Source organism: Allobosea caraganae (assembly GCF_003351345.1).
Classification (GTDB): Bacteria; Pseudomonadota; Alphaproteobacteria; order Rhizobiales; family Beijerinckiaceae; genus Allobosea; species Allobosea caraganae.
Map to the genome: position 1 here is coordinate 194,984 of NZ_QQTO01000021.1, position 20,598 is coordinate 215,581.

Annotated in this window: 20 protein-coding genes; 3 read left to right on the forward strand and 17 right to left on the reverse strand. The window is 66.5% G+C overall.

Annotated elements, in window-relative coordinates:
* Positions 1-14: 14 nt before the first annotated feature.
* The 9 genes from DWF00_RS15155 to DWF00_RS15195 all read right to left on the reverse strand — a co-directional run bounded on the left by DWF00_RS15155 (position 15) and on the right by DWF00_RS15195 (position 7,837).
* Positions 15-1,298, reverse strand: a complete 1,284-nt coding sequence (locus DWF00_RS15155; RefSeq protein ID WP_114829531.1) for a TRAP transporter large permease — start codon at positions 1,296-1,298, stop codon at positions 15-17.
* Entirely contained in the window at positions 1,295-1,840 is a 546-nt protein-coding gene (locus tag DWF00_RS15160; RefSeq protein WP_245973961.1) for a TRAP transporter small permease, read from the reverse strand. The genes DWF00_RS15155 and DWF00_RS15160 overlap by 4 nt, the downstream gene beginning before the upstream one ends.
* Entirely contained in the window at positions 1,834-2,598 is a 765-nt protein-coding gene (locus DWF00_RS15165; protein ID WP_181832658.1) for a FadR/GntR family transcriptional regulator, read from the reverse strand. Before DWF00_RS15165 ends, DWF00_RS15160 begins: the two co-directional genes overlap by 7 nt.
* A gap of 294 nt (positions 2,599-2,892) precedes the next feature.
* A complete protein-coding gene (locus DWF00_RS15170) occupies positions 2,893-3,633 on the reverse strand; it encodes an amino acid ABC transporter ATP-binding protein (protein WP_114829529.1) in 741 nt (246 codons plus the stop codon).
* Positions 3,614-4,267, reverse strand: coding sequence for an amino acid ABC transporter permease (locus tag DWF00_RS15175; protein ID WP_114829597.1), 654 nt, complete (start codon positions 4,265-4,267; stop codon positions 3,614-3,616). The genes DWF00_RS15170 and DWF00_RS15175 overlap by 20 nt, the downstream gene beginning before the upstream one ends.
* The gene (locus DWF00_RS15180) at positions 4,267-4,926 is read right to left on the reverse strand and encodes an amino acid ABC transporter permease (RefSeq protein WP_114829596.1); all 660 of its coding nucleotides are present in this window, start codon (positions 4,924-4,926) and stop codon (positions 4,267-4,269) included. Before DWF00_RS15180 ends, DWF00_RS15175 begins: the two co-directional genes overlap by 1 nt.
* 260 nt (positions 4,927-5,186) lie before the next feature.
* Positions 5,187-5,993 (reverse strand): transporter substrate-binding domain-containing protein, encoded by an 807-nt coding sequence (locus DWF00_RS15185; protein ID WP_114829528.1) that lies wholly within the window; start codon positions 5,991-5,993, stop codon positions 5,187-5,189.
* A gap of 71 nt (positions 5,994-6,064) precedes the next feature.
* On the reverse strand, positions 6,065-7,048 hold the full coding sequence (locus DWF00_RS15190; protein ID WP_114829527.1) for a 2-hydroxyacid dehydrogenase: 984 nt from the start codon (positions 7,046-7,048) through the stop codon (positions 6,065-6,067).
* Between the two features lie 24 nt (positions 7,049-7,072).
* Complete coding sequence (locus tag DWF00_RS15195; protein WP_114829526.1) at positions 7,073-7,837, reverse strand: GntR family transcriptional regulator; 765 nt, start codon at positions 7,835-7,837, stop codon at positions 7,073-7,075.
* Between the two features lie 220 nt (positions 7,838-8,057).
* Here DWF00_RS15195 and DWF00_RS15200 point away from each other — a divergent pair, with 220 nt between their 5' ends.
* The 3 genes from DWF00_RS15200 (at position 8,058) to DWF00_RS15210 (ending at position 11,807) form a co-directional block, all read left to right on the forward strand.
* Positions 8,058-9,257, forward strand: a complete 1,200-nt coding sequence (locus DWF00_RS15200; RefSeq protein ID WP_181832657.1) for a mandelate racemase/muconate lactonizing enzyme family protein — start codon at positions 8,058-8,060, stop codon at positions 9,255-9,257.
* Positions 9,258-9,267: 10 nt separating this feature from the next.
* Entirely contained in the window at positions 9,268-10,035 is a 768-nt protein-coding gene (locus DWF00_RS15205) for an SDR family oxidoreductase (RefSeq protein WP_114829524.1), read from the forward strand.
* Positions 10,036-10,265: 230 nt separating this feature from the next.
* Positions 10,266-11,807 carry a cation:proton antiporter gene (locus DWF00_RS15210; protein WP_114829523.1) on the forward strand — a complete coding sequence of 514 codons (1,542 nt, stop codon included), beginning with the start codon at positions 10,266-10,268 and terminating at the stop codon, positions 11,805-11,807.
* Positions 11,808-11,973: 166 nt separating this feature from the next.
* On the opposite strand, the gene DWF00_RS15215 is transcribed toward DWF00_RS15210, so the two are convergent.
* The 8 genes from DWF00_RS15215 to DWF00_RS15255 all read right to left on the reverse strand — a co-directional run bounded on the left by DWF00_RS15215 (position 11,974) and on the right by DWF00_RS15255 (position 20,475).
* On the reverse strand, positions 11,974-12,744 hold the full coding sequence (locus tag DWF00_RS15215) for an SDR family NAD(P)-dependent oxidoreductase (protein ID WP_114829522.1): 771 nt from the start codon (positions 12,742-12,744) through the stop codon (positions 11,974-11,976).
* Positions 12,745-12,769: 25 nt separating this feature from the next.
* Positions 12,770-13,279 (reverse strand): TRAP transporter small permease, encoded by a 510-nt coding sequence (locus DWF00_RS15220; RefSeq protein WP_114829521.1) that lies wholly within the window; start codon positions 13,277-13,279, stop codon positions 12,770-12,772.
* Positions 13,276-14,574 (reverse strand): TRAP transporter large permease, encoded by a 1,299-nt coding sequence (locus DWF00_RS15225; RefSeq protein ID WP_114829520.1) that lies wholly within the window; start codon positions 14,572-14,574, stop codon positions 13,276-13,278. The genes DWF00_RS15220 and DWF00_RS15225 overlap by 4 nt, the downstream gene beginning before the upstream one ends.
* A gap of 250 nt (positions 14,575-14,824) precedes the next feature.
* Positions 14,825-15,838, reverse strand: a complete 1,014-nt coding sequence (locus DWF00_RS15230; RefSeq protein WP_114829519.1) for a TRAP transporter substrate-binding protein — start codon at positions 15,836-15,838, stop codon at positions 14,825-14,827.
* 154 nt (positions 15,839-15,992) lie between these two features.
* Complete coding sequence (locus DWF00_RS15235; RefSeq protein WP_114829518.1) at positions 15,993-16,733, reverse strand: GntR family transcriptional regulator; 741 nt, start codon at positions 16,731-16,733, stop codon at positions 15,993-15,995.
* A gap of 240 nt (positions 16,734-16,973) precedes the next feature.
* The gene (locus DWF00_RS15240; protein ID WP_245973965.1) at positions 16,974-17,981 is read right to left on the reverse strand and encodes a Gfo/Idh/MocA family protein; all 1,008 of its coding nucleotides are present in this window, start codon (positions 17,979-17,981) and stop codon (positions 16,974-16,976) included.
* Between the two features lie 40 nt (positions 17,982-18,021).
* Positions 18,022-19,035 carry a Gfo/Idh/MocA family protein gene (locus DWF00_RS15245; RefSeq protein WP_114829516.1) on the reverse strand — a complete coding sequence of 338 codons (1,014 nt, stop codon included), beginning with the start codon at positions 19,033-19,035 and terminating at the stop codon, positions 18,022-18,024.
* A 249-nt stretch (positions 19,036-19,284) separates the two neighbouring features.
* Positions 19,285-20,475, reverse strand: a complete 1,191-nt coding sequence (locus DWF00_RS15255; protein ID WP_114829514.1) for an extracellular solute-binding protein — start codon at positions 20,473-20,475, stop codon at positions 19,285-19,287.
* Positions 20,476-20,598 lie beyond the last annotated feature (123 nt).

Sequence of the window (20,598 nt, forward strand, 5' to 3'; positions counted from 1 at the left end):
GTTGTGGGTTGGGATCAGCGACCGCTCAGCCAGGCGAGCGGAACGGTCACGAGTTGCGGGAACAGGATCATCAGGAACATCATGATCGACTGGGCGACCAGGAAGGGCCAGACCCCCTTGATCACCAGCGTCATCGGGATGCGCGCCACGCCGCAGACGACGTTGAGCACGATGCCGACGGGCGGCGTGATCAGGCCGATGGCGTTGTTGATGATGAAGAGCACGCCGAAATAGATCGGGTCGATGCCGGCCTGCTTGATCACCGGCATCAGCACCGGCGTCAGGATCAGCACCGTCGGCGTGAAGTCGAGCGCCGTGCCGACGACCATCACCAGCAGCATGATGATGATCATCAGGACGGTCTTGTTGTCCATGAAGGGCGCGAGGATGCTGGTGAGCTCGGCCGGGATGTTGGCCTGGGTGATCAGCCAGGCCGAGACGACTGCGGCGGCGACGAGCAGCATGACGGCGCTGGTCGTCTTCGCCGCCATCAACGTGACCTTGTAGAGGTCCTTCGGCTTGAGCTCGCGATAGACGAACATGCCGACCACGAGCGCGTAGACGGTGGCGACGACGGCGGCCTCGGTCGGCGTGACGATGCCGAAGCGGATGCCGCCGAGGATGGCGATCGGCATCAGCAGCGCGAGCGAGCCGTCCCAGGTCGCCTTCCAGCGCTCGGCGCCGGTGCGGCGCGGCAAGACGGTGATCTTGTCGTGGCGGCAGACGATGAACCAGGCGATGACCAGCGACAGGCCGATGAGCAGGCCGGGCACGACGCCGGCGAGGAAGAGCCGGGTGATGGAGAGGTTGGCGGCGACGCCGAAGACGATGAAGCCGATCGAGGGCGGGATGATCGGGGCGATGATGCCGCCCGACGCGATCAGGCCGGCGGAGCGGCCGGTGTCGTAGCCGGCCTGGCGCATCATCGGCAGCAGGATCGAGGCCAGCGCGGCGGTGTCGGCCGCGGCCGAGCCCGAGAGCGAGGCCATGATGATCGAGGCGAAGATCGCGACGTAGCCGAGGCCGCCATGGAGATGGCCGACCAGCGAGAGCGCGAAGTTGACGATGCGCTTCGACAGGCCGCCGGCATTCATCAGCTCGCCGGCGAGGAGGAAGAACGGGATCGCCAGCAGCTGGAACGAGTCCGCGCCGACGATCATGTTCTGGGCGATGATCTGGGTGTCGAAGACGCCGAGCCAGAACATCAGGCAGACCGCGCAGACGATCAGCGCAAAGGCGATCGGCATGCCGAGCGCCATCGCTCCGCAGAGCGAGAACAGGAAGATGGCGACGGTCATTCCAGGTGCCCCTTCAGGTCGCGCGAGGGGCTGTTGCTGTAGTCGCCGACGAACTCGTCGAGTTCGTAGGAGGCGAGCTTTCCGGTGAGGGCCCGGTAAAGGCGCGCCAGCGTGATCAGACCGATGCCGATGCCGGCGAAGTAGAGCACGCCGTAGACGTAGCTCATGCTCAGGCCGGTGACGGGGGCGACGGAGGAGGCGTTGATCTCGTGCTGCTTGAAGGTGCCGTCGAGCAGCATGACGCAGCAGATCAGGATGATCAGGTCGCTGAGGACCATGCAGACCAGCCGGCCGTTGCGACCGAGCGTGCCGACGAAGGTGTCAACGCCGAGATGGCCGTTCTCGCGCATCACCACGACCGCGCCGATATAAGTCAGCCAGACGAAGAAATAGCGCGACAGCTCCTCCGACAGGTCGAGGCCCGAGTTGAAGAGATAGCGCAGCACGACATTGCCGAAGACCATCACCACCATCCCGGCAAGCAGGATGACGAGGATGGCCTCAAGCGCGCGTAAGACCCATCGCTCGGCCGTTGCTAGCATTGAGCGCTCCTTTTGAGATTTCTTGGCGGGTTTCTTGTCGTCGGGCGGGCGGCGGCGGCTTTCGACCGGCGCCGGCCCTGTTCGATATCGGCTTGCGCGCTCTTGAGCAGGACGACCATGGCCGCGCGCGCCTGATCGGGCTCGCGCCCGGCGATGGCGTTCGCGACGTCGCGATGCAGCGTGATCGAGGCCTGGATCCGCACGGGATCATGCATGGACAGCCGGAACGAGGCCTTCAGCATGGCGTGCAGGATCGGCGAAAGCTGGACCAGCAGGATATTGTCGGAGGCGCGCAGGACCGCGTCGTGGAAGCGGAAATCCGCAGCCTCGTGCATGGCCCGGTCCGGCGCGCCGACCATGCCGGCGAGGGCGGCCATGATGGAAGCGACCTGTTCGGAGCTGCCGCGCTCGGCCGCGAAGGCGCAGGCAGCGGGCTCGATCATGCTGCGCAATTCGAGCAGGTCGCGCTCGAAGCCGCTCGCCATGTCGGCATCGCTGAGCCACTCCATCACCTGCGGGTCGAGCAGGCGCCAGGACGAGAGCGGCTGGATGCGGGAGCCGACGCGCGGGCCGGTGACGATCAGGCCGAGCGCCTGCAAGGTCTTGGTCGCCTCGCGGATGACGGTGCGGCTGAGTTCGAAGCGCTGGGCGAGCTCGTCCTCGCGCGGCAGCGTGCCGCCCCGGCCGATCTCGCCGGCGACGATCATCCGCCCGAGGCGGTCGACCAGATGCGCATGGAAACTCGACGGGCGGCTCATGCCGAAGGTCATATCATACGATGAATGACCGGCAAGCCTGGGTCGCGATTAGACTATGGACTCAGGGGGGACGACCTGGTGCGCCGCTCTCTTCCCTTCTCCCCCTGCGGGAGAAGGTGTCCCGGCAGGGCCGGATGAGGGGTCGCGCTGCCCTCTATCGCTGAGTTTGGTTGAAGCTTTGCACGGTAACCGTCGCGCGACCCCTCATCCGTCTCGGCTTTGCCGAGCCACCTTCTCCCGCAGGGGGAGAAGGGGAGCGCGCTTTCCGGCGCGGCGGCGTTCGGCGGCCGCGCCTCAGTGCACGCCTGACACCCCAGCGTTGACGAAGTTGCGCAGCTCGGACGTCTCCGGCGCGGCGAAGAGCTGCTTCGAGGGGCCGCTCTCCCAGATCTTGCCCTGGTGCATGAACACGGTCGTATCCGCGACGGTGCGGGCGAAGTTCATCTCGTGGGTGACGAGCAGCATGGTCATGCCGGCCTTGGCGAGCTTCTCCATGACGATCAGCACCTCGCCGGTCAGCTCCGGATCGAGCGCCGAGGTGACCTCGTCGAAGAGCATGACCTTGGGCCGCATCGCCAGCGAGCGGGCGATGGCGACGCGCTGCTGCTGGCCGCCGGAGAGGTTGTCCGGGTAGGAATCGAACTTCTCGGAGAGGCCGACCTGGGCCAGCACGTCCTTGGCCAGCGTCATCGCATCGGCGTTGGAGACGCCCTGCGTGATGCGCGGCGAGAGCATGATGTTCTGCCCGACCGTGAGGTGCGGGAAGAGGTTGTAGCTCTGGAAGACGATGCCGACATCCTTGCGCAGCTCACGCAGGCGCTTGGGATCCTGGTCGACGGTATGGCCGGCGACCTCGATGCGGCCGGCCTGGAAGACCTCCAGTCCGTTGATGCAGCGCAGGAGCGTGCTCTTGCCCGAGCCGGAGCGGCCGATGATCGCGACGACCTGGCCGGCGTCGACGCTGAGCGAGACCCCCTTGAGGACCTCGAGCGTGCCGAACTTCTTGTGGACTTCGTCAATGACTACGGCTGGCATTCATCACCTTTTCGAGATGTCGGCTGAGCCGGGAGAGCGGGAAGCAGATTGCGAAGTAGATCGCCCCCACCAGCGAGAAGATCTGGAAGGCTTGGTAGGTCGCGTTGTTGACCAGCATGCCGGCGCGCATCAGGTCGACGAAGCCGACGACCTGGACGATCGAGGTGTTCTTCACGAGCTGGACGAGGAAGCCGACCGTGGGCGGCAGCGAGATGCGCGCGGCCTGCGGCAGGATGATGTAGCGGTATTGCTGGCCGCGCGTCAGCGCCAGCGAGGCTGAGGCCTCCCATTGCTGGCGCGGCACGGACTCGATCGAGCCGCGCCAGATCTCGGCGAGATAGGCCGAGACGTAGATCGCGAGCGAGGCCGAGGCCGCCAGGAAGGGCGGCAGCTCGATGCCCACGGCAGACAGCCCGTAATAGCTCATGAACAGCACCATGAGCACGGGAATCGACTGGATCACCAGGATGTAGCCGGCCGCGAAGCGGCGCAGCAGCTTGATCCGCGACAGGCGCATGATGGCGAAGACGCCGCCGAAGATGCCGCCGATGACGAAGGCGATGGCGGTGAGCGCCAGCGTCCAGCTCGCGGAGCGGAGGATGAAATAGGCCTCGGGCCAACCGAAGGTCTGCATCAGGCGGCCTCCCCATGCGCTTCGGCGACGCGGGCGAGCCCGGAGACCTGGGGGAAGATCCTGCGGCCGAGCCAGTTCAGGAAGAGCTTCAGCGAGAGCGCCAGCACGAGGTAGATGATGGTGACGATGATGTAGGTCTCGAAGCTGCGGAACGTGTCCTGCTCGATGATCGCGGCAGTGCCCGAGAGCTCCTGCACCGAGACGAAGGAGCAGATGCTGGAGGCCAGCATCATCAGCACGAACTGGCTCGACAGCGCCGGCCAGACGCGGGCGAAGGCCGGCTGCAGCACGACGTACTGGAAGACCTGGCGCTTGCTCATCGCCAGCGCCAGCCCGGCCTCGACCTGCGACTTGTGGATCGAGTCGACGCCGGCGCGGATGATCTCGGTCGCATAGGCGGCGAGGTTGAGCGTCATCGCCAGGATCGAGGCCTCGAGGCCGTTCATGCGGATGCCGATCTGCGGCAGCCCGAAGAAGATCATGAAGAGCTGGACCAGGAAGGGCGTGTTGCGCATCAGCTCGACATAGGCGTCGACGATGTAGCCGGCCCAGCTGCCCGCGAGGCTGCGCAGCGCGCTCATCAGCGTCGCGAGGATGAGGCCGAGCGCGATCGCGACGAAGGACAGCGCGATGGTCAGCATGACCCCGTTCAGGATCATCGGCCATTTGGAAATGACGTCTTGGAAGAGCAACGGCGCGCTCCTTCGGCCTTCGAGGTCGAGGGTCACCGGCGCGACACGGACTATGTCGCGCCGATATTTTGGAGATCGGCGGAAAGGCCCCGAGCCCTCATCCTGAGGAGCGGGCTGCAAGCCCGCGTCTCGAAGGATGTTTCAGAGGGCGCTGGATCATCCTTCGAGACGCCGCTGACGCGGCTTCTCAGGATGAGGGCTGTGTTTCCGTTCGATCCCCAGGCGGATCAGAAGGTCGGCAGCGGCGGCAGCGGGCCGCCGACCCACTTCTGCGAGATCGCGTCGAGCTCGCCGTTCTGCTTGACGTAGTAGATGAAGTTGTTGAGCCACTGGCGCAGCTCGTAGGCGTCCTTGCGCATGGTCATCGAGTTGGGCTGCATGCCGAAGACGAACTTGAGTTCGGTCTCGGTCTCGCCGCGCGCCTTGATGGCGGCGTTGGCCTGGGCGTCGGGGCCGGCGATGGCCTCGACCTGACCGGAGAACAGCGCCTGCATGGTGGTGGCGTCGTCCTCGAAGCGCAGGATGGTGAGGTTCAGCTCCTTCTCGCGGCTGGTGAACTCGCGCTCGACGCTGGAGCCGCGGTTGACGCCGACCTTGCGGCCCTTGAGGTCGTCCCAGGTTTTGATGGCGACGCCCTTCTTGGCGTAGATGCCGGTCTGGAAGGCGCTGTAGGGGATCGAGAACATCACCGCCTTGGCGCGCTCGGGCGTCGGGGCCAGCGTGGCGACGAGGAAGTCCACCTTGTTGGCTTCCAGCGCGGGGATGCGGGCCGGCGGGGTGAGCTGCACCAGCTCGACCTTGACGCCGAGATACTTGCCGATCAGCGCGATGACGTCGGCATCGTAGCCGATCGCGTTGCCTTGCGAGTCGACCGAACCGTAGGGCGGGGCGCCGATCAGCACGCCGATGCGGACCGAGCCGCGCTTGACGATGTCGGTGATGCTCTGGGCCGAGGCCTGGCCGGCCATGGCGAGAAGGCTGCCGCCAAGGGCGAGAACGGCCGCGGCGGTCTTGAGGTGTTTGAAGAACTTCATGGGTCGTTCCTTGTTTCCCGGCTTATTTTCGTTGTGATCCGGCTTCGTCGCGTCCGGTTCCATGGAGAGCGTCAAGGCGTGTTGCGGCCCTCGCGCACGACATTGATACAGGCCTCGCCCTTGAGGCGGCGACCGACGTTGTCCGCGATCGTCTGCTGCCGCCGCCGGATCGTGCCGGTGGTCCAGCCTGACATGTGCGGGGTCATGACGATATTGGGCAATTCGTGGAATGGCAGAGCCGAAGGCTGCGGGTTCGCACGGCCGGGACCCGGATACTGGTACCAGGTGTCGATGATCGCGCCGCCGATCGTCTTCTGCTTCAGCGCCTCGTAGAGCGCGGCCTCGTCGATGGTCGGGCCGCGGCCGACATTGATGATCACGGCGTCCGGCCGCATCTTCGCGAGGGCGTCCGTGCCGACGATGCCCTTGGTCTCGTCGGTGAAGGGCACGGAGACGACGATGGCATCGGCCGAGCCCCAGAATTCGTCGAGCTGGTCGAGCGTGAAGGCGCGGTCGACCAGGGCGGAGGTCGCGACCTTGCTGCGGTTGGCGACGACGACCTTCATCTCGAAGGCTTTCGCGCGCGCCGCGATCGCCTTGCCGATATGGCCGAAGCCGAGCAGGCCGATGGTCGTTCCGGCGATCTCGCCATGGACGCGCTCCGGCGCGCCGGCCCAATACGTCCACTGGCCCTTGCGCAGGTCGGTATCGGCTGAAGAGAGCGGGATGTTGCGGGCGAGCAGGGCGCTCATCACGTATTCGGCGATGGCCTGCTCGTGGCCGAAGCAGTTGCAGAGAGTGGTCGCCGGCGGCAGCGCGGCGAGGTCGACGGCGTCGTAGCCGGCGCCCGGCACGTGGAAGAGCTTCAGCCCGGGCGGCACCGGCAGGCTGGCGTCGAACTTGGTGGCGACGATCACGTCGGCGGCGGCATAGGCCTCGCGATCGGCACCCGAGAGCACGTCCGGCAGCACCCGGATATCGGCCTTGGCGTCGAGCAGCTCGGCGAAGCCGTTGCTGAAGGAGGCGGCGTTCTCGCCGTGGAATACGATACGCATGGGGCTAGCAGGCTTTCCGTTTAGTCAGGCGCCGAGCAGGGGCTCGACGCTGCAGTCCAAAAGAGAGGGGTCGATCCTGGCCTCCATCACGTCGAACATGCCGTCGACGAAGGCAACGAGGGCGTCGGAGGCCGCGACGGCGCGCTCGACATGGCGGTTGGCGACCGCGTTCAGCACGGCGATATGGCAATCGGTGGTGCCGTCGAGATTGCTGTCGCCTGACGTGAAGCTGTGATGGATGAAGCCGATGCGCCGGAAGATCGTGTGCAGCGGCCGCAGCGTGTGCTCGAGGAAAGGCTCGCTTGCCGCCGCCAGGATCATCTGGTCGATCTTGCGGTCGAGCGTGTTGAACTCGGCGAGCGTGAGAGAGTCCCGCTTCTCGCGCAGCAGGCGCTCCATGTGCAGCATCTGGTTGCGGTCCGACTGGCTGGCGCGCTCGGCCGCGAGCTGGATGACGAAGCGCTCGATGTCGCGGCGCAGCCGCAGCAGCACGCGCTCGCGGGCGAGGTCGATCGGCGCGATCTGGAGGCCGTGGCGCGGGCGGATGACGATCAGCGTGTCGGCGGCGAGGCGGTTGACGGCGTGGTGCACGGGCGTGCGGCCGAAGCCGGTGGCATCCTGAAGGTCCTGCATGGTGAGGAAGCGGCCCGGCCTGAGCTCGCAGCGGACCAGCATCTCCTCGAGGCGCTGATAGGCGAGCTCGAAGAAGTTGATCCGGTTGCGGCGCTTCTTCGGGGCGTCGGTATCGCCGATCTCGACCAGCCGCGGCTGGCTCCTTCCCTTGGCCATCTTACGCTTCCTCTATGGCTAGGCTCGTTCTCCGGCCCGGCTCTGGAAGAGACAATAATCGTATTGTGATATTTTACAAGCGCCCTTATGGTCGCCTCGTTCCGCGCCGCCGAGAGTGCTTGAGGCCGGCAGCATGACAGAAAATCGCAGCGTTCCACAGTCCCGGCTGATGAAGGACGCGCGCCGCCAAGGGAGGCAGGCTTTGCAAGGGAGGCAGGCTTTGAAGATCACCGCGATCGAAACGCTGCGGACGGAGGAGTTCGCCAATGTGCTCTGGGTGCGCGTGCACACCGATGCCGGGGTGATCGGCCTCGGCGAGACCTTCTACGGCGCGGGTGCTGTTGAATCGCACCTGCACGACACGCTGGCGATGCGGCTGCTCGGCAAGAACCCGCTGCATATCGAGGCACTGCACAAGGAGATGACCAACCTGCCGATGGCCCAGGCCTCGACCGGGGTGGAATCGCGGGCAACCTCGGCGGTCGACATCGCGCTCTGGGATCTGTTCGGCAAGGTCTGCGGCCAGCCGGTGCACCAGATGCTGGGCGGCCTCTGTCGCGACAAGCAGCGCATCTACAACACCTGCGCGGGCTACAAATACGTGCGCTCGCACAACATCAAGCCGGTCTCGACCTGGAACCTCGGCGAGTCTGATGGCCCCTACGAAGACCTCGACGGCTTCATGAACCGCGCCGACGCGGTGGCCGAGAGCCTGCTCGAAAGCGGCATCACCGCGATGAAGATCTGGCCGTTCGACCCGCCCGCGATCGAGAACCAGGGCCTCTCCATCACGCCCGAGCAGATGAAGAAGGCGATCGAGCCCTTCGAGAAGATCCGCAAGGCGGTCGGCGACAAGATCGAGATCATGGTCGAGTTCCACTCGCTCTGGAACCTGCCGACCGCGATCAAGATCGCCAGGGCGCTCGAGCCCTACAGCCCGACCTGGTACGAGGACCCGATCCGGATGACCTCGCCGCAGGCGCTGGCTGAATACGCCCGTTCGACGACGGTCTCGGTCTGCGCCAGCGAGACGCTGGGCTCGCGCTTTCCCTACAAGGACATGCTCGACCGCGACGCGATGCATGTCGTGATGGTCGACCTGTGCTGGACCGGCGGCCTGACGGAAGGCCGCAAGATCGCGGCGATGGCCGAGACCTATCACCGCCCGTTCGCGCCGCATGACTGCATCGGCCCGGTCGGCTTCGCCGCGGCGGTGCATGCCTCGTTCAGCCAGCCCAACACGCTGATCCAGGAATCGGTGCGGGCCTTCTACACCGGCTGGTACAAGGAGCTGGTCACCGAGATCCCGGTGATGAAGGATGGCTACGTCCTGCCGATGGAGGGGCCGGGCCTCGGCACCGAGCTGCTGCCCGCCGTCTTCGAGCGCTCGGACCTGACGGTCCGTCGCACCAGCCTTTGAGGATCAGCCCATGAGCAACCCGCTTTTCGATCTCACTGGCCGCACCGCGCTCGTCACCGGCTCCTCGCGCGGCCTCGGCCGAGCCATGGCCGAGGGTCTCGCCAAGGCCGGCGCCAAGGTGCTGGTCAACGGCACCGATCCGGCGCGCGTCGCGATGGCCGTCGAGGAATTCCGCGCGGCCGGCCATCAAGCCGATGCCGTGGCCTTCAACGTCACCTCGGAAGCCGAGGTCGTCAGCGCCTTCGAGGCGCTCGATGCGGCCGGGACCGCCGTCGACATCCTCGTCAACAATGCCGGCATCCAGTTCCGCAAGCCGATGGTCGAGCTGGAGACTGCCGATTGGCAGCGCGTGCTCGACACCAACCTGACCAGTGCCTTCGTCATCGGCCGCGAGGCGGCCAAGCGCATGATCGCGCGGGGCTACGGCAAGATCATCAATATCGGCTCGCTGACCTCGGCGCTCGCCCGCGCCACGGTCGCGCCCTATACGGTCTCGAAAGGCGGCATCAAGCTGCTGACCCAGGCGATGGCGGCGGAATGGGCCGCGAGCGGCATCCAGGCCAATGCGATCGGCCCCGGCTACATGATCACCGACATGAACCAGGCGCTGATCGACAACCCCGAGTTCGACGCCTGGGTGAAGGGCCGCACGCCGGCCAAGCGCTGGGGCAAGCCGGAGGAGCTGATCGGCGCGGCGGTGTTCCTCGCCTCGCCGGCCTCGGACTACGTCAACGGCCAGATCATCTATGTCGATGGCGGCATGCTGGCGGTGCTGTAGGTCTCGCCTGGTCGCCGGAAACACGCCCGTCATCCCGGACAAGCGGCGAAGCCGCGCCGCTCCGGGATCCATCGTAGGGCTCCGGAGCTTTACGATGGATCCCGGGACTGCGCTGCGCTTGCCCAGGATGACGCGGTGAGGTTTTCACCAAATTCATGAACGAGCTGTTGCGCCATGGCCGCCTGATCTTCTACCGCGAGATATAGCTCCTCACGCGGGACGTTCCGGCCATGGCCCTGTTCGAGAACATGCTGATCCTGGTGCTGGTGGCGATCGTGCTGCTCCAGGTCTCGCGCCGGCTCTCGGTTCCCTATCCGACCATGCTGGCGCTGGCTGGCGTGCTGGTCGCGGCGCTGCCTTGGGCGCCGGATATCGCCATCGATCCGCAGCTTGCGCTGGCGCTGTTCATCGCGCCGGCGCTGCTCGATGCCGCCTATGATTTCGCGCCGCGGGAGGCGCGCCGCTTCTGGCTGCCGCTCTTTGCGCTCGCCGCCATCGCGGTGGTGCTGACCACCGCGGCCGTCGCCTGGGCCGGCGTGGCGATCGTCGGGCTGCCGTTGGCGGCCGCGATCGCGCTCGGCGCGCTGGTCGCACCGCCCGATGCCGCGGCTGCCACGGCCATGCTCGGCCGCTTCGCCCTGCCGCGCCGGACCGTGACCGTGCTCAAGGGCGAGAGCCTGTTCAACGACGCGGTGGCGCTGCTGATCTTCAGCGCGGCAGTCGTGGCTGCGACCTCGACCGAGACCTCGACGGCGCAGATGTTCGGCATCGCCATCGCGGTGCCCGGGGGCGTCGTGCTCGGCATCCTGTTCGCGCGCTGCTACCTGATGATCGCGCCGCACCTGGCCGGCACGCTCGGCGGCAGGTTGCTCGAGTTCGTCGCGGGCTTCGGAGCCTGGATCATCGCCGAGCGCCTGCATCTCTCCGCGGTCATGACGATGGTCGCCCTCGCCATGACGCTCGCGCGCTATGGGCCGGAGCGGCAATCGCCGCATGACCGGATCCATTCCTACGCGATTTGGGAGGTCGTGGTCTTCCTGCTCAACGTGCTCGCCTTCCTGCTGATGGGGCTGCAGGCGCGCGCCATCATCCTCAGGCACGATCTCGACCAGCTCTGGCCGGCCCTCAGCTTCGCGGGGATCGTGCTGCTGATCGCCATCGCGGTTCGGCTGGTCTGGGTGCTCTTCTACAACAGGCTGGTGAATTACTGGCCCCGACTGCTGGGACCCCTGACGCCGCCGACCCTGGCGCAAGGCATTTTGGTCGGCTGGTGCGGCATGCGGGGCGTGCTGACGTTGGCTGCTGCGCTGGCCTTGCCCATGGGCTTCCCCGGCCGCGACCTCATCCTGCTCAGCGCGCTCGCCGTCGTGCTGGGCACGCTGATCCTGCAAGGCCTGACGCTTGGGCCGTTGATCACGCTGCTGAATTTCGCGCCGGACGAATCCTTCGACGAAGCGGTGACCAAGACCCGGCTCGCGCTGCTCGATGCGGCGCTCGGCGAGCTCGGTGGCAATGAGAGCGATGCGGCCCAGCACCTGCGCGAGGCCTATCTCAGCGACCGCGCCACGGCCGAGAAAGGGCTGCATCCGCGCTCTGTCGGCGACATCAACGACCTGTGCCGGGACGGCATTGCCGCCAAGCGGGCCAAGCTCGCGGCGATGCGGCGCAGCGGCGAGATCGAAGACGACGTCTTCCACGCGATGCAGGAGGAGCTCGACTGGATCGAGCTTGCCGCTTCGCCGCCGGACTGGGTGGAGATCGAGGAGAGCTGATTGCCGCTTGGTCCAACCTCAGCCCTCATCCTGAGGAGCCGCGAAGCGGCGTCTCGAAGGATGCTCCAGTTTGCTCCGACAGTGATCGCTGGAGCATCCTTCGAGACGCGATCTGCGATCGCCCCTCAGGATGAGGGCTGTGGTTCCGGGCGGCTCTCGTGGAGCTTCAGACCCGCGTGCCGCCATCGGCCATGATCACCGAGGCGGTCATGAACGAGGCCTCGTCCGAGGCGAGCCAGAGGATCGGCCAGGCGACCTCCTTCGGATCGGCCCAGCGGCGCTGGATGTTGTGGTCGACCTTCTCGGTGCGCAGGTCGTGCTCGGTCTTGCCGGTCGCGGCGAAGCGGCGGACGTGGAACGGCGTCAGCGTCAGGCCGGGGCAGACGGCGTTGACGCGCACGCCGCGCTCGGCCTCCTCGAAGGCGAGCGTCTTGGTCAGCGAGATGATGCCGGCCTTGGCGACGTCGTACTGGCCCATGCCGGCGCGCGGGTTGTAGGCGTGGGTCGAGGAGATGTTGACCATCGCGCCCTTGCCGGACTGGCGCAGGGCGGGGAGCGCCTCGCGGGCGAGATAGGCGTAGCTCAGCAGGTTGACCGAGAGGATTTTTTGCCAGGTTTCGGCCTTGGCCTCGTCGAGCGGCTCGTAGGAGCGGATGCCGGCATTGTTGACGAGGATGTCGAGCCTGCCGAAGGCATCGAGCGTCTCCTTGACGATGGCGGCGGCCGAGGCCTCCCGGCCGACATCGCGGGCGATCTCCAGCACCTGCGCGCTCGGAACCTGCTTGCGGATATGCGCGGCGACCTCGGCCAGCGCGCCGGCGTCGATATCCACCAGCGCGACCTTGGCGCCCTCCGAGGCGAAGACCTCGCCCGTCGCCGCGCCGATGCCGCCGGCCCCGCCGGTGATGATCGCGGCCTTGCCGCTCAGACGTGCCATCTCGTTCGTCCTCTTCAGTTCGGTCTCAGCCGATCAGCGTCGCGGTCGATTCCAGCGCCGCCTGGCCGCGAATGACCCGCCAGAGCCAGACGAGGCTGTAGAACGCCATCAGCGCGCCGCAGAGCGGGATGGCGGCGTACCACCAGCCCTTGTCGAGCCGCAGGAACGGCGTGGTCTCGCCCGACATCTGCATGAACTCCCAGCCATAGAAGGCGAGGATCAGCGCGAAGGCGAGCATGGCGAGGTTGATCAGGATTTCGAGCGCGCGCTGGGCCTGATGCGGCAGCAGGTCCTCGAAGATCATCACCCGGTAGAGCGCGCCCTCGCGCCAGAGCGCCAGCGAGGTCAGCATCACGATCCAGATGAAGAGCAGCTCGACGATCTCGTCATAGCCCTGGATGGTGAAGAGCGGCAGGAGGCGCAGGATGATCGCGGCGCCGAGCAGCACGAACAGCGCCAGGAAGCAGGCAATCGCTGCGTACTTGCAGATAATCGCGACGCCGCGATCGGCGGCCTTGAGCAGGTCAGGGATCATCGCGCCACTCCGTAGCCGAGCAGGTTGGGCAGCCAGAGCGAGATGGCCGGGATGTAGGTGATCAGCATGAGCACGCCGACCAGAGCCAGCACATAGGGCCAGATCTCGCGCGTGAGATCGGCGATCGAGACCTTGGCGATGCCGGCGACGACGTAAAGGCACAGGCCCACGGGCGGCGTCACCAGGCCGATCATGATGTTGAGCACCAGGATGACGCCGAAATGGATCGGGTCGACGCCGATCTTCAGGATGATCGGCAGCAGCACCGGATAGGCGATGATCATGATGGCGATGCCCTCGATGAACATGCCGAGCAGCAGCAGCACCGCGTTGATGATCAGCAGGATCACCCAGGGCTCGGAGGACATCGAGAGGAAGGCGTTGAGGATGGCGTTGGGGATCTGCTGCTGGATCAGCACCCAGCCGAAGGGGGCGGAGACGGCGATGATGAACATCACCTGCGCCGTCTGGCGGGCGGTGTCCCAAAGCACCTCGACCGTGTCGTTCCAGCCGAGCTCGCGATAGATCCAGCGGCCGAGGATGAAGGCGTAGGCGGCTGCGACCACCGCCGCCTCGGTCGGCGTGGCGATGCCGGTGAAGATGACCAGCAGGATGGTCGGCGGCAGCAGCAGGGCCGGGCCGGCCTTGGCGATGATGCCGGCAGCCACGCGGAACGGCGGCAGCGCGTCGCCGCGCGGCAGGTTCATGTGCTTGGCGACGGCGGCGATGACGGCCATCAGCGCCACCGCCATCAGCAGGCCGGGGATGATGCCGGCAAGGAAGAGCGCGCCGACCGAGACATTGGCCAGGCTGCCATAGATGACGAAGGGGATGCTCGGCGGGATGATCGGGCCGATGGTCGAGGACACCGCGGTGATCGTCGCGGCGAAGCGGCCGGAATAGCCGGCCTTGGTCATGGCGCGGTGCTCGATCACGCCCATGCCGGCGGCGTCCGCCACGGCCGAGCCGGACATGCCGGCGAAGATCACGCTGCCGATGACGTTGACATGGGCGAGGCCGCCGCGAATCCGGCCGACGCAGAGCTGCGCCACCTGGAAGATGCGCTCGGTGGTGCCGCCGACATTCATCAGGTTGCCGGCGAGCACGAAGAACGGGATCGCCAGCAGCGGGAACGAGGTCGTGCCGGCATAGGTGCGCTGGATGAAGATGATCAGCAGGTCGGGCCCAACCGTCGCGGCCATGGTGACCGCGGCGATGAGCCCGAGCGCGACGGCGATCGGAATGCCGAGCAGGATGACGACGCAGACGGAGAGCAGGATCGACGTGATCAGCATGAGGCCGGTTGCTTTGAGAGAAGAGCAAACCGGCGCGCGAGCCCGCTCCGGTCATGACGATGCCTGCCGCTGGCAGAGCATGTTCCAGTTGAGCGAAGACCTCTCCGCGTCATCCCGGACAAGCGGCGGAGCCGCGCAGCTCCGGGATCCATCGTGGGGCTCCGGAGCTTTACGATGGATCCCGGAGCTCCGCTTCGCTCCGTCCGGGATGACGACTGAGGGTGTTCCGCCCGGCGCACCATAATCGGCGTCAGGCGCGGGCGGCTGCGACCAGCTTGGTCCAGGCGGTCCAGGTGTCCTCGCCCAGCGCCTTGCGGAGCTGGTCGTAGGCCGGGCCCATCTTGTCGCGGAACGGGCCGACATCCGGCCTTGTGATCTCGACGCCGGCCTTCTGCATGGCGGCGAGGTTGGCGTCCTCGTTGTCGCGCACGCCCTTGCGCGCGGCGGCGCCGGCCCTGGTGCCTTCTTCCGTGACGATCTTGCGCTGCTCGTCTGTGAGCTTGGTTGTCCAGGTGCGCGGGTTGGCGCAGAACATGATCGAGGCGTAGATGTGCCTGGTCAGCGCGAGATGCTTCTGCGCCTCGTAGAACTTGGCGGCGAAGGTGGTGCCGACCGGATTGTCCTGGCCGTCGACGACCTTGTTGGCGAGCGCGAGATAGACCTCCTGGAAGGCGATGGTCTGGGTGCTGGCGCCGAGCGCCTCGAAGGCGGCCTTGATCGCCAGTTCAGGCGGCACGCGGATCTTCAGGCCCTGCACGTCGGCTGGCTGGTTGATCGGCTTGCGGCTGTTGGTGACGGCGCGAAAACCCCATTCGAAATTGGCGATCCAGGTGAAGCCGGCGGTCTTGAGCTGTTCGGCGATCCAGTCGCGCCCGGTGACGTCGAGCGTCTTGTGGGCGTGTTCGTAGCTGTCGAACTGGTAGGGGATGTTGATGACGCCGATGGTCTTCGACAGCGCCTCGATATTGGCCGGGTTGAGCAGCATCATGTCGATGGCGCCGAGCCGGGTCTGCTGCGCCGCCTCGACCGGCGAGCCCAGCGCATTGTTCGGGAAGATCGTGATCTTGACCTGACCGTTGGTGCGCTCGGCGATGCGCTTCACCATCGCCTCGCCTTCTGTATGCACGGGATGGGTGACGTCGGCGGGGTGGGTCAGGCGCAGCTCGACCGCGGCGCGCGCGGGGATGATGCTGGGCGCATAGACCGCCAGCGCAGCGCCGGCGCCGATCACGGTGCGACGCGTCAGTTTCGTGGTCGAACTCATGGCTTCCCTCCCCGGAGCGCCGCACGTTGGCGGCTTGCCGTCGCTGCGGCTGATGCCGGCGACAGTCGCGTTTCCTCATGGCCCGGCTGAGCCGGACTCGACGGGCCATCTGATGCGACCCTGATTGAAATCTTGCATGCAAGAAAAGCGGCGGTCAATCGTTTTGAGGCGCGCCGCCCTCGGTTGCCGCCTTGAGCGAGGTGAGCAGGCCGGAAAGGCCGTTGCGGACATGCTCGCGCATGGTGCGCGCGAGCTTTTCGCCATCACGGGCGCTGAGCGCGTCGAGGATGAGCTGGTGCTCCTGGATCGCTGCCTTCCAGCGCGTCGGCCAGCGATTGGAGGAGAAGCGGGCGCGGTCGACCCGCAGCGCCAGCAGTTCCCAGACCCAGACCAGGATGGAGTTGTGCGAAAGCTCGACGATCCTGCGGTGGAAGGCCTTGTTGGCCTCGAAATAGCCGGGCAGCTCGTCGCGGGTGTGGTGCAGCAGCATCTGGTAGTGCAGCAGTCCGATCTCGGCGATGTCCTCGTCGGTGACATGGGCGACTGCGAGTTCTCCGGCCAGGCCCTCGATCACCACGACGACATCGATCAGCGAACTCAGTTCGTCGGGGTCGAGTTCGGAGACGACGGCGGAGTAGTTCGGCAGCGCGCGCAGCAGCCCGTCCTGCGTCAGCGTCTTGATCGCTTCGCGGACCGGGGTGCGCGAGACGCTGAACTGCTCGCAGAGCTCGCGCTCGTTCAGCCTTGTGCCGGGCGCCAGCACGCCGGTGACGATCATGTTGCGCAGGACCGCGACGGTGGTGCTGTGCAGCTTGCCCTTGCGCCGGCCGGGCTCAGGCGTCGGCAAATGGGCCAGCAGGGAGGCCAGCGGGGTGGTGTCGTTGCTTTCGGTCATGGCGATCCCGGCGGGTAGATCGCCTATTAGAGCGCCAAAACTCTTGCATGCAAGATGTATGCGGTGTCGCGGGAGGTCCGGCTTGAAGCGGGCGAGCTCCAGCACACTCCGTCATGCTCGCCCTTGTGGCGAGTATCCACGCCTCGAACGCTCATCGCAGGCAAAGACGTGGATGGTCGGGACAAGCCCGACCATGACGGCGTGGGGCGGCCTTGTAAGAGGCAGGCGTAGGTGGAGGCCTTAGCCCGCCCGCCCGGCCTTGAGAATGTCGTCGACCAGGCGCTGCGACTCCAGCGCCTCCTCGCCGGTCACGACGGGCTCGTGACCCTTCTCGATCGCGTCGAGGAAATCGGCGATCACGGCGCGGTGGGCATCGTGCGGGAAGTCCATGATGTTGGCGCCGCTGCCGGTGCTGCCCTCGGCCTCGACGACCTCGTTCGTGCCGTCGAGGAAGGCGAGCTCAAGCCTTCCGCCGACCAGCGAGGCGTGGCCCTTGGTGCCGATGATCTCGATGCGCTCGGGATGGCCGGGATAGGCAGCGGTGGTCGTCATCAGAGTGGCGGGCGCGCCATTGCCGATCTCGAGCAGGGCCGAAACGTAGTCCTCGGTCTCCATCTTGTGCAGGCCGGTGGTGCGGACCTGCGCGGCGACGACCTTGGTGACGCCGACGAGCGAGCGGAACAGGTCGAGAGAGTGGATCGCCTGGGTCAGCAGCACGCCACCGCCGTCGCGGGCCATGGTGCCGCGGCCGGGCTCGTCGTAATAGGCCTGCGGGCGCCACCAGGGCACGGTGATCGAGGCGGCTTCGAGCGTGCCGAGCTCGCCACCCTTGAGGGCGCTCTTGAGACGCAGGCTCGCCGGGCGGAAGCGATGCTGCAGCGTGACCGCAAAGACCTTGCCGGATTTGCGCGCGTTGGCGACGAGCTGCTCGCCGCGGGCGGTGGTCAGCTCCAGCGGCTTCTCGACCAGGACGTGCTTGCCGGCCTCAAGGCACTGCGTCGAGGCTTCGAGATGGCTGCTCGGCGGCGTCAGCACGATCGCGGCATCCACGCTCGGGTCGGCCAGCGCGGCGGCGAGGTCCGTCGTGGTCGGGAAGGGGAATTGCTCCGCATAAGCCGCAACGCGCTCGGCCGAACGGCTGACCGCCCAGCGCACGTCGGCGCGGTCGGCAAGGTCGAGCAGGCTCTTCGAATGCGGCAGCGAGGCCGGGCCGAGGCCGACGATGATGACTCCGAGCTTGCGTGTCACGCGGGCGAATCCTCTTTCAATCGGGCTTGTTGTCGTGAGTTCAGCGCGGCTTGACCGGCACGCGCACGGCATTCGCCTGCGCCTCCAGCGCCAGGCGGCAGACGGTGAAGACGTGCTGCTGCGACATCGCGGTCTCCGTGCGGTTCTGCACGTCGGCAATGAGGTTGCGGAAATAGGTCAGCGGTTCCTTGGAGGCGTCGATATGGCGGGTGCCGGAGCCATCGACCAGGAAGACGTGGTCGGTGCCGGGGCGGCCGGCGATGTCGACATATTTGCGCAGCTCGATCGTGCCCTTGGTGCCCAAGATTGTCAGGCGGCCGTCGCCCCAGGTCGGCAGGCCGTCGGCGGTGAACCAGTCGACGCGGATATAGCCGCCGGCCCTGTCGCTGCGCAGCAGGACCTCGCCGAAATCCTCGAAGCCGGGCAGGTCGTTATCACCAAAATGACCGACGCTGGAGGCGACGATCTCGGCGTCCGTGGAGCCGGTGAAATGCAGGAACTGGTCGATCTGATGTGAGGCGATATCGGTCAGGATGCCGCCGAAATACTGCGTGTCGAAGAACCAGGACGGGCGGATGGGGCGGTTGAGCCGATGCGGGCCGACGCCGAGCGTCTGCACGACGTTGCCGATTGCGCCATCGGCGATCAGCTTGCCGGCGATGATCGTGGCGGGAACGATGAAGCGCTCGGAGAAGCAGACCGAGAAGATGCGGCCGGTCTCCTTCACCGCCGCCTCGACGGCGGCGAGCTGGTCGAAGCTGGTGACGCCCGGCTTGTCGACCATGAAATCCTTGCCGGCCCGCATGGCGCGGACGGCGACGGCGGCGCGCTCCGAGGGGATGCTGGCGCAGGCGATCAAGTCGATCGTGGGGTCGTCGAGCAGCCTGTCCGCATCGACCGGCTTCAGCTCGGGAAAGCGCTCCTTGAAGCCCGTAAGCACGCGCTCGTCGCTGGTGCGGGGATCGAAGCCGACGCAGGTCGCGCCGGCTGCGATGAGATCGCCGACCATATGGAAGATATGGCGGTGGTCGAGGCCGATGGCAGCGAAGCGCATGTCAGAGCATGAACCCGAAACGGAAGAGGCCTTCGGACGCGATCATGCTGCAACTCCTTCACTTCGTGGGGCAGGGACTGGGCCCGGAGGCCCAGCTTCTTATCGCAGCCCTCACCCTGAGGAGCCGCTTTAGCGGCGTCTCGAAGGGTGAACCAGTGGGCTTCCGAACCTCCTGGAGCATCCTTCGAGACGCGCTTCGCGCTCCTCAGGATGAGGGCTGAGGCAACGAGGCCTCAGCTTCGGCGCGCCTCATTGCGGCGCGTTGTGGCCGACGCCGATTTCCTGGTCCCAGCGGCGGAAGGCGGCGACGAGACGCTCGGGCGTCAGCGGCGGCCGGGTCGGCAGCTTGGTGATCAGCTCGTCGTAGTGCGGGCGGCCGTACTCCTTGAGCACGTCGCGGCTTTCCTGCGAGGCCATCGAGAGCGGCACGTTCTTCACGGCCGGGCCGGGGTAGAAATAGCCCTTGTCGTAGGTCGCGGCCTGCGCTTCCGGCGTGAGCATGAAGGACATCAGCGCGAGCAGTACCGCGATCTTGTCGTTCGGCACGCCGCGCGGGATGCACATGAACTGGGTGTCGGGAATCCAGTGCGTGTTGTCGAGCACGAAGGTCTGGGCCTCCTTCGGCACGATGCCGAGCACGCGCGGGTTGATGTCCCAGCCCAGCGTCGAGACGATGACGTCGCGGGTGCCTTCGCCGAGCTCCTTCATCGTCGCGGCGGTGCCGCCCGGGTAGTAGTCGACGCCGGAGCCGAGCTCCTTGAGATAGGCCCAGGTCTTGTCCCAGCCCTTGGCGGGATCGCTCGGGTCGCTGTCGCCGAGGATGTAGGGCATGCCCTGCAGGAAGGTCCAGCCGGGGCCGGAGTTGACCGGGCGGGCATAGGTGAAGCGCTTCGGGTTCTGCTTGACGTAGTCGAGGAATTCCTGCGCCGTCTTCGGCACCTTCTTCAGGCGGTCGGCGGCGTATTCGAAGAGCGGGCCCGATGGCGAATAGGCGACGGCGACGCCCTCGTTCTGGCCGAAATTGCGCTGCATCATCAGCGCCTGGTCGTGATAGACGGCCTCGGCCTTGGGCAGCTTGTCGGCATGCGCCTTCCAGACGTCGACCCAAAGGCCCTGCTGGATTCCGTCCGACATGGCGCCGGGGCCGGTCAGGACGAGGTCGATGTCGACGCGGTTGGCCTGCTGCTGCGCCTTGAGCTTGGCCGGCAATTCCGGCGACGGTGCGCGCGAGAAGTTCAGGCGCGAGATCAGCTTCGGATTTTCCTTGGCGAAGCGCTCGAGCGAGACCTGCGTCAGCTGCAGGTTGCCGGCGACGTCGATGATGTTCAGCGACACGGGGCTGGAGGGAAGCTGCACGCCCTGGGCGAAAGCGCCGGTGGCTTGCAGCGCGGCAAGGCTGGACGCGCCAGCAATCACGCCGCGGCGGGTAATCTCGACCATGATCTCTCCCTAAGGTTAGCCCCTCTTTTCTGCGTCAGCGCATGGGGCGTTGCATGCATACTAGTACACCACTCAATACCGCGCTAGCGGGGCAGGCCCGTCCGGCGCGGGGATTTTTTGGAC